Raw genomic sequence first — 8,266 nt, forward strand, 5'->3', positions numbered from 1 at the left:
GCAGGCGCCGTTCCCCGATAAGGGAACGGCGCCTGCCTGTTTAGCTCAAGAGACTACTTGGTCAGCAGTTCCAGAGCCTTGTTCAGGGTTGCGCTTGGGCGCATCACAGCGGAGGTCTTGGCCTCGTCCGGACGGTAGTAGCCAGCGATGTCCACAGCCTGCCCCTGGACCTCGGCGAGCTCGGCCACGATGGTCTGCTCTTTCTCGTTCAGCACCTTGGCAACCTCGGCGAACGCGGAAGCCAGCTGCGCATCCTTGTCCTGCTTGGCCAGCTCTTCTGCCCAGAACTTGGCCAGGTAGAAGTGGCTGCCGCGGTTATCCAGCTCGCCCACCTTGCGCTTAGGCGACTTGTCTTCCAGCAGGAAGGTGCCGGTAGCTGCATCCAGGGTGTCTGCCAGCACCTGGGCGCGGGCGTTGTTGGTGGTCACTGCCAGGTGCTCGAAGGAGGCGCCCAGTGCCATGAATTCGCCCAGCGAATCCCAGCGCAGGTGGTTCTCGTTCACCAGCTGCTGCACGTGCTTCGGAGCGGAGCCGCCGGCACCGGTCTCGAACAGGCCGCCGCCAGCCAGCAGCGGAACGATGGACAGCATCTTGGCGCTGGTGCCCAGTTCCAGGATTGGGAACAGGTCGGTCAGGTAGTCGCGCAGCACGTTGCCGGTCACCGAGATGGTGTCCTCGCCCTTGCGGATGCGCTCGATCGAGTACTTGGTGGCCTCGACCGGGGACAGGATCTCGATGGTCAGGCCATCGGTGTCGTGTTCCTTCAGGTACTCGTTGACCTTGCCGATCAGCACTGCGTCGTGGGCGCGGTTCTCGTCCAGCCAGAACACTGCCGGGGTCTGGGAGGCCCGGGCGCGGTTCACTGCCAGCTTCACCCAGTCGCGGATGGCAACGTCCTTGGTCTGGCAGGCGCGCCAGATGTCGCCGGCGAAGACCTGGTGCTCGATGAGCACGGTGTCGTTCTCGTCGACGATCTGCACGTGGCCGTTGGCTGACAGTTCGAAGGTCTTGTCGTGCGAGCCGTATTCCTCGGCCTTCTGCGCCATCAGGCCGACGTTCGGCACGGTGCCCATGGTGGTCGGGTCGTAGGCGCCGTTGGCGCGGCAGTCCTCGATCACGGTCTGATAGACGCCGGAGTAGGAGGAGTCAGGCAGCACGGCCAGGGTGTCTGCGGTGTTGCCCTTGGCATCCCACATCTTGCCGCCCAGGCGGATCATGGCAGGCATGGAAGCGTCAACGATGACATCCGATGGGACGTGCAGGTTGGTGATGCCCTTGTCGGAATCGACCATGGCAACTGCCGGGCCTTCTTCCAGGCCCTTGGCGATCAGCTTCTCGACGCCGGCGCGGACCTCGTCGGACAGCTCGTCCAGGCCGTTCAGGATAGCTGCCAGGCCGTTGTTCGGGTTCAGGCCGGCCGCTGCCAGTTCCTTGCCGTAGGTCTCGAACAGCTCGGAGAAGTAGGCCTTGACTACATGGCCGAAGATGATCGGGTCGGAGACCTTCATCATGGTGGCCTTCAGGTGCGCCGAGAAGAGGATGCCCTCTTCCTTGGCGCGGGCCACGGAGTTCTTCAGGAACTCGGACAGCGCTGCGGCGTGCATGACGGTGCCGTCGATGACTTCGTCCTTGAGCACGTCGAATGGCTTCTTCAGGACCTTGACTTCGCCGTCTTCGCCAACGAAGCGGATCGAGATCTTCTTGTCCGCGTCGATGACCACGGACTTCTCGTTGGAAGCGAAGTCGTCGGCACCCATGGTGGCCACGTTGGTCTTCGAGTCGGCTGCCCACTCGCCCATGGAGTGCGGGTACTTGCGGGCGTAGTTCTTCACGCTCAGCGGGGCGCGGCGGTCCGAGTTGCCTTCGCGCAGCACCGGGTTCACTGCCGAACCCTTGATCTTGTCGTAGCGTGCGCGGATGTCGGTTTCCTCATCCGAGGACGGGTTGTCCGGGTAGTCAGGCAGTGCGTAGCCGGCAGCCTGCAGCTCGGCGATGGCGGCCTTCAGCTGCGGGATCGAAGCCGAGATGTTCGGCAGCTTGATGATGTTCGCTTCCGGGGTCTTGGCCAGGTCGCCAAGTTCCGCCAGTGCGTCACCGATGCGCTGTTCCTCGGTGACATAGTCCGGGAAGGTAGCGATGATGCGACCGGCCAGCGAGATGTCGCGGGTCTCAAGTTCCACCCCGGCGGTCGACGCGAAGGCCTCCACGATTGGCAGGAACGAGTGGGTCGCCAGCATTGGCGCTTCGTCGGTGTGGGTGTAAATAATCTTTGCCATAGGTGTGGCGTCTCCCTGAACGTCGTGCGGAAGCGGTGTTACCGCCCTGAACTCAACGTTCCAAATCTACCTGATTTTGCCCAGCACCACACTTTCCGGCCAGCAGAAATACGCGCGGCAATCCCCCATTTTCGCCGAAATCCCGGGCTGGACTGCCCGCAAGCAGTTCGTCACATTTAAGTTAATCGGCGATAACTCAAGATTGGCCTTCGCTATTCGGGCACAGGCCCGGCCAGGGCTGCCAGATTCGCCAGAGCCGCATCGAAGAGCTCAACCGGATCCGCAGGCTCCCCGGCCCGCTCCGCTCGGCCGAAGCACTGCCAGGCCACCCGCCACAGGGCAGCCAGGGTTTCGCCGATGATCAAGGCGGGCATGGCCGGCAGCAGCCCGCGGCGCTGCAGCTCCTGCGCGGTGGCCGCCGAGAAGGCTTCCTCCTGCCGGGTAATGGCCAGCAGCAGCTTCGGCTCGATGACAATCAGCCGGGAAATGCGGCGGTACTCGCTAGTGCGGATCTCGGCCGCCAGGAGCTTGCGGCACTCGGCGGCCAGCAGCCGGAAAATCTGCGCGCCCGTGGAGCCGGAGGCAATCTCGCATCCGGTCACGGCCTCGATCAGCTCATGCTGGGCAGGCACGATGGCCGCTTCCCGGGAGTCGCAGTAGCGGAAGAACGTGCGCTCGGAAATGCCGGCCCGGGCGGCAATCTGCCCCACGGTCACCGAGTCCAAGCCGCGCGATTCCACCAGATCCAAGGCCGCTGCCTGAATTGCCTTCAGTGTGGCCGCTTTGCGGTCCTCGCGAATCCCCATGGCGCTCTCCTTTGCCCTGCGGCCGCCTGCGCCGTGCAGGCTGCGACCGCCGAATTAGTTTCCTGTCACAGTCTGACAGATTCACTTACGAGAAAGTGGCAGAGTGTGACAGTATTTGCTGGTTGGCATCCCACAGGAAGAAGAATTCATGACGACAAAACCCGCTGCAACCAGCGCAAAGCCCGGAGCCGGGCCCGCTGGGCAGCTTTCCGGCAAGGCCTTGACCGGCATCATCGCTTCATTGGCCTTGGCCGCATTCATGATGATCCTGAACGAAACCGTGCTCACCGTGGCACTTCCGGGCATCATGCAGGACATGTCCATTTCGGCATCCACCGGCCAATGGCTGACCACCGGGTTCCTTTTGACCCTGTCGGTAGTCATCCCCACTACCGGCTTCCTGCTGCAGCGTTTCGAGCACCGCTCGCTGTTCTTCTTCGCGATCATCAGCTTCATCGTCGGCACCGCCATCGCGGTCGTGGCCCCGAACTTCGCCTTCCTGCTGCTAGCGCGCATCATCCAGGCCGTGGGCACGGCGATCATCCTGCCGCTGCTGATGTCCACCACCTTGGCGCTGGTGCCGGTGCACCTGCGCGGCACCGTCATGGGGCTGAACTCGATCGTCATCGGCGTGGCCCCGGCCATCGGGCCGACCGTTTCGGGCGCCATCGTGCACGCCCTGGGCTGGCACTACATCTTCGTCCTGATGCTGCCGATCGCCGTGGCGGTCCTGGTCTTGGGCACCATCTTCTTCAAGCTCCCTTCCACCGCTCGCAAGCTCAAGGTGGATTCCGCTTCGGTCCTGCTCTCGGCCCTGGCCTTCGGGTTCCTGGTCTACGGCATTTCCAGTATCGAGCAGGCTGCGGATAACGCCACGATGATGATCGCCAGCTTCGGAATCGGCCTGGTGGCGCTGGCCCTGTTCATCATCCGCCAGGTCAAGCTGGCCCCAAGCGGCCGCGAACTGCTGAACCTTTCCCCGTTCACCTCGCGCAGCTTCAGCTTCGCGATCGCGATGATCATGATCGCCTTCGGCACCCTGCTCGGCTCGCTGATGATCGTGCCGATCCTGCTGGAATCCGGCCAGGGCATCGATTCGCTGCAGATCGGCATCATGCTGCTTCCCGGCGGGCTGGCCCAGGCCATCGCCTCGCCGATTTTCGGGCGGATCTACGACAAGCGCGGACCGCGCCCGGTCCTGATCCCCGGCGCCGTGATCCTGGCTGCCGGGCAGTGGATGTATGTCTCGGTGACCACGGAGTCCTCCCTGTGGATGTTCGCAGCCTGCCACGTGGTGTTCTCCATCGGCCTGGGCCTGCTGATGACCGGACTGATGTCCTCGGCGATGGCATCGGTGGATCCGCGCCTGTTCGGCCACGGTTCGGCGATTTTCAATACCGCGCAGCAGCTGGGCGGGGCCATCGGCACCACCATCTTCGTGACCGTGATGTCGCTGCTCTCCAAGGTCCAGCTGGACGCCGGGTCCGAGGTGGCCGAGGCCTTGTTCTCTGGCGCGCACATCTCGTTCATCGTCGGCGCGGTATTGGCCACGCTCGGCATCATTTTCGCCTTCATGATCAAGGGCGAGAAGCCCAGCGCGAATCGCTGAGGCACCACGTCGGCGATTGTTGATCCCGACGACTTTATTCCAGGAATCCTGGATGAAGCTTACCGCTACTACTCATGGGTCGAAGAAAACATTGGAACCGACGAAAGCCAAGCCCTCCAGTCCGTGAATTCGTTGCGTAATCAGTTCCTTGAACGGAAGCATTCAAGCTAACGGATCCCCCGCTCTCTCAAGCTGGGTTGCTACCAAGGGTGGCGACCCAGCTTTTGCTTTAACGAGGCACGGAAGGCCCACTAGAAAATCTAGGTAGAAATCTATATAGTTTTCATATGACTACTTTAAGCATCACAGAAGCATCACGCGCGGGACTCTCTGCCCTTGTCGCCGCCGCCGAGGAAGGCCGGGATACCCCCTTGTCTCGCCATGGCAAGGTCGTGGCCGAAGTCGTTTCCGCCAAGGAAATCGCTCAGCTGCGTCAGGACCGCGACACCCTGCGCGATGCCGCATTGGTCATGGCGCGCTTTGCCACCGATAGCGGCGTACGCACGACTCTTGACCAAGCGATGGAGTTCTTCAATTTGAACCGCGCAGAGCTTGAGGCAGAAAATGCCGAAGAAGCCCAGTCTGATAATTCGTGAATCAGCCTCAAGACCGCCTGTGCATCGTCAGGCTAACTGAAGACGCAGTATCTGACCTGCATCGCCTTCACAAAAAGGACCCGCAGATCGTGCGATCCGTTTTCAAGAAGATGCTGCTGCTCGAAAAATCCCCTGAGGCTGGCGAGCCCTTGCTCGGTGCGCTAGTCGGTTTCCGCAAGTTAGTGGTTGGCGATCGCGACTGGCGAATCGTATGGCGCATTACCGAAGACGCGTCCGGCCGCCCAATTCTTGATATTTCTGAGGTCTGGGCTGTTGGCGCTCGTTCGGATAGCGAGGTTTACGATGAGCTCACCTCACGGGTCGCACGCATGGGCGATAACCCGAAGATTCAATCGCTCAAAGACGTCATTGCCCGGATGGGACGGCTCTACGAATCCGTTGAAGCTCAACCTGAACCCGCACGGGGATCTGTCTTGCCCGAGTGGATGGAAGCTGCGCTCGTAGAACAACTCCATCTGTCCACACAAGAGATTTCAGGATTGAGCGAACAGCAAGCCCAGCAAAGACTCATGCAGCATTGGTCCCGCAACAAGGACAGCTAAACCTTCCGCCGGCACCGCCGAGCTCAGCGGCGTACTAGCCAAGCGCTCTTCGTGTTGATCATCCGACGCCTATCAAGATTGCTTGCAATGACGCCTCACAGTTGGTTCTGTGCCGTTTCAGAGCTGAGAATCGCTGGCTTCAATAGAGGGGCACCTTCTCCGTGAAATGTGGAACAGGCACTGTTACCACTTCGCCAGGCCCGGCTCGGATAGACACCGTTCCACGTACTGCCCGGCGCAGCCTTCTCGACTCGCCTACTAGGTGATAGCTTGAAGGCCAATCAGGGAATTCCAAAAGCCTTGGTCTTCCTCATCCCCGGATCACCGGGCCGCCAGATAGGGGACGCAGCATGGCAGCAGTGCAGGACACCGACATGAGCGATCTCGCGATTGCCTCGCGGGCAGTGCTCGCACCGATCTCCCGAATCGCCGAAGCCGCCGGAATTCCGGACGCTGCGCTGGAGCCCTATGGCAAATACAAGGCCAAGATCGATCCGGCGCTGCTGCCCAGTGGAACCCAGCGCGGAAAAGTGGTCCTGGTCAGCGGCATGTCCCCGACACCGGCAGGGGAAGGCAAATCCACCATGGTGGTGGGCCTGGCCGATGCGCTGGCGGCCACCGGGACCAAGACCATGATCGCCTTGCGCGAGCCCTCGGTCGGCCCGAGCTTCGGCATGAAGGGCGGCGCCACCGGCGGCGGCCAGTCCCAGGTGCTGCCCATGGACGAGATCAATCTGCATTTCACCGGGGATTTCCACGCGATCACCAGTGCAAACAACCTGCTCATGGCGATGCTCGACAACCACCTGCAGCAGGGCAACGCGCTGGGCATCGACCCGCGGTCCATCACCTTCAAGCGCGTGCTGGACATGAACGACCGGGCACTGCGCCACGTGGTGATCGGCCTGGGCGGTACCGCCAACGGGGTCCCGCGTGAAACAGGCTTTGAAATCACCGCCGCTTCCGAAGTCATGGCAGTGTTCTGCCTGGCCACCGGGCTCGCGGACCTGCGCGCCCGGCTGGGCAGGATCACCGTCGGATACACCTACGCCAAGGCTCCGGTCACCGCCGATGACCTGGGCGCGGCAGGTGCCATGGCGCTGCTGCTCAAGGAAGCCATCAAGCCCAACCTCGTGCAGAGCATCGGCGGCACTCCCGCACTCATCCACGGCGGGCCCTTTGCCAACATCGCCCACGGCTGCAACTCCGCCATCGCCACCAACACCGCCCGCGCACTGGCCGATGTAGTGGTGACCGAGGCCGGCTTCGGCACCGACCTGGGCGCCGAAAAATTCATGGACATCAAGGCCCGCTACGCCGGGTGCCCGCCGGACACGGTGGTCATTGTCGCCACCGTCCGCGCGTTGAAGATGCATGGTTCGGTACCCAAGGAAGAGCTGGGGACCGAAAACGTCGAGGCCGTACGGGCCGGGCTGCCGAACCTTGAACGCCACGCGTCGATCATCGCCAAGTTCGGCATCAAGCCGGTCATCGGCATCAACCGCTTCACCACGGATACAGATGCCGAGCTGGAAGCGGTCACCAGCTGGGCAGAGCAGCAGGGCATCGCCTGCGCCGTAGCCGATGTCTGGGGCCACGGCGGGGCCGGGGCCACCGAGCTGGCCGCCACGGTGCTGCGCGCCATCGAGGAACCGGGCAATTTCGCCCCGCTGTACGAGCTGGAGCAACCGGTCGAGGACAAGATCCTGGCTCTGGTGCGCGAAATCTACGGGGGCGAAGGCGTCGAGTACTCCGCCAAGGCCCGGCGGATGCTCCAGCAGATCAATGGCAATGGGTGGTCCCACCTGCCGGTCTGCATCGCCAAGACGCAATACTCCTTCTCCGATGACCCGCAGCTGCTCGGCGCCGCCAGCGGCTTCACCGTGCAGGTCCGCGAGCTGATTCCCAAGACCGGTGCCGGATTCATCGTGGCAATTACCGGGGCGCTGACCACGATGCCGGGCCTGCCGAAGGTTCCGGCTGCCGTGCACATGGATGTCGACGAGCAGGGCAACGCCATCGGATTGTCGTAGCTGGCCGACTCGCCGCGGATGCTGCCCGCGGGCACCGTTCCACTGCGGGCGAACATGATAGTTCGCTGAGCGCGCCAGACTCCACGCAGCTCCCCCGGCTAGGCTGTGTGGAACCAGCACCCTCCAGCTGGCATCAAGACAAGGCACGGAAGAAGGGAAGCAACCATGGGAACCGCAAATCACGACGAAACCACAGGACCACGCCAGACCCCGGATCCAGAGGGCGAGAATACTGCTGTCCCTGATCCGGACGACGCACAGAGCGCGCCCATCCCGTTCGGCCATGAAGGTGCCGACGGCGAAGAAGAGGACGAAGGCTAAGCGGCGCACAGTCCAGCACGAGACCGGCCCGGGGCCGGGGATTCCATAAGGAATCCCCGGCC

The 8,266-nt window shown here is 62.7% G+C and carries 7 protein-coding genes; 5 read left to right on the plus strand and 2 right to left on the minus strand.

All coding sequences use genetic code 11. From position 1 onward, the window contains the following. Window positions 1-53: 53 nt before the first annotated feature. Together ANI01nite_RS16470 and ANI01nite_RS16475 are read right to left on the minus strand one after the other, a co-directional pair. Window positions 54-2,276 carry an NADP-dependent isocitrate dehydrogenase gene (locus tag ANI01nite_RS16470; RefSeq protein ID WP_141359334.1) on the minus strand — a complete coding sequence of 741 codons (2,223 nt, stop codon included), beginning with the start codon at window positions 2,274-2,276 and terminating at the stop codon, window positions 54-56. A gap of 212 nt (window positions 2,277-2,488) precedes the next feature. Beyond that, on the minus strand, window positions 2,489-3,082 hold the full coding sequence (locus ANI01nite_RS16475) for a TetR/AcrR family transcriptional regulator (RefSeq protein ID WP_141359336.1): 594 nt from the start codon (window positions 3,080-3,082) through the stop codon (window positions 2,489-2,491). 148 nt (window positions 3,083-3,230) lie between these two features. Between ANI01nite_RS16475 and ANI01nite_RS16480 the strand changes: the two genes are divergently transcribed. From ANI01nite_RS16480 to ANI01nite_RS16810, 5 genes are all read left to right on the plus strand, one after another. Further along, entirely contained in the window at window positions 3,231-4,691 is a 1,461-nt protein-coding gene (locus ANI01nite_RS16480) for an MDR family MFS transporter (RefSeq protein ID WP_141359338.1), read from the plus strand. 287 nt (window positions 4,692-4,978) lie between these two features. Further along, complete coding sequence (locus ANI01nite_RS16485) at window positions 4,979-5,287, plus strand: type II toxin-antitoxin system Phd/YefM family antitoxin (RefSeq protein WP_083515521.1); 309 nt, start codon at window positions 4,979-4,981, stop codon at window positions 5,285-5,287. Beyond that, a complete protein-coding gene (locus tag ANI01nite_RS16490; protein ID WP_218024329.1) occupies window positions 5,284-5,850 on the plus strand; it encodes a type II toxin-antitoxin system RelE family toxin in 567 nt (188 codons plus the stop codon). The genes ANI01nite_RS16485 and ANI01nite_RS16490 overlap by 4 nt, the downstream gene beginning before the upstream one ends. A gap of 350 nt (window positions 5,851-6,200) precedes the next feature. Continuing rightward, window positions 6,201-7,883: a formate--tetrahydrofolate ligase gene (locus ANI01nite_RS16495; protein ID WP_141359340.1), complete on the plus strand. Its 1,683-nt coding sequence runs from the start codon at window positions 6,201-6,203 to the stop codon at window positions 7,881-7,883. A 165-nt stretch (window positions 7,884-8,048) separates the two neighbouring features. After that, the gene (locus ANI01nite_RS16810) at window positions 8,049-8,204 is read left to right on the plus strand and encodes a hypothetical protein (RefSeq protein ID WP_170214681.1); all 156 of its coding nucleotides are present in this window, start codon (window positions 8,049-8,051) and stop codon (window positions 8,202-8,204) included. Window positions 8,205-8,266: the final 62 nt, after the last annotated feature.

The sequence above is a fragment of the Glutamicibacter nicotianae genome (assembly GCF_006539525.1).
Classification (GTDB): domain Bacteria; phylum Actinomycetota; class Actinomycetes; order Actinomycetales; family Micrococcaceae; genus Glutamicibacter; species Glutamicibacter nicotianae.

Bases quoted from the DNA above. Each gene is read 5' to 3' on its own strand.
- ANI01nite_RS16485 (WP_083515521.1), top strand. From the start codon at position 4,979: ATGACTACTTTAAGCATCACAGAAGCATCACGCGCGGGACTCTCTGCC.
- ANI01nite_RS16810 (WP_170214681.1), top strand. From the start codon at position 8,049: ATGGGAACCGCAAATCACGACGAAACCACAGGACCACGCCAGACCCCG.
- ANI01nite_RS16475 (WP_141359336.1), bottom strand. From the start codon at position 3,082: ATGGGGATTCGCGAGGACCGCAAAGCGGCCACACTGAAGGCAATTCAG.
- ANI01nite_RS16480 (WP_141359338.1), top strand. From the start codon at position 3,231: ATGACGACAAAACCCGCTGCAACCAGCGCAAAGCCCGGAGCCGGGCCC.
- ANI01nite_RS16470 (WP_141359334.1), bottom strand. From the start codon at position 2,276: ATGGCAAAGATTATTTACACCCACACCGACGAAGCGCCAATGCTGGCG.
- ANI01nite_RS16495 (WP_141359340.1), top strand. From the start codon at position 6,201: ATGGCAGCAGTGCAGGACACCGACATGAGCGATCTCGCGATTGCCTCG.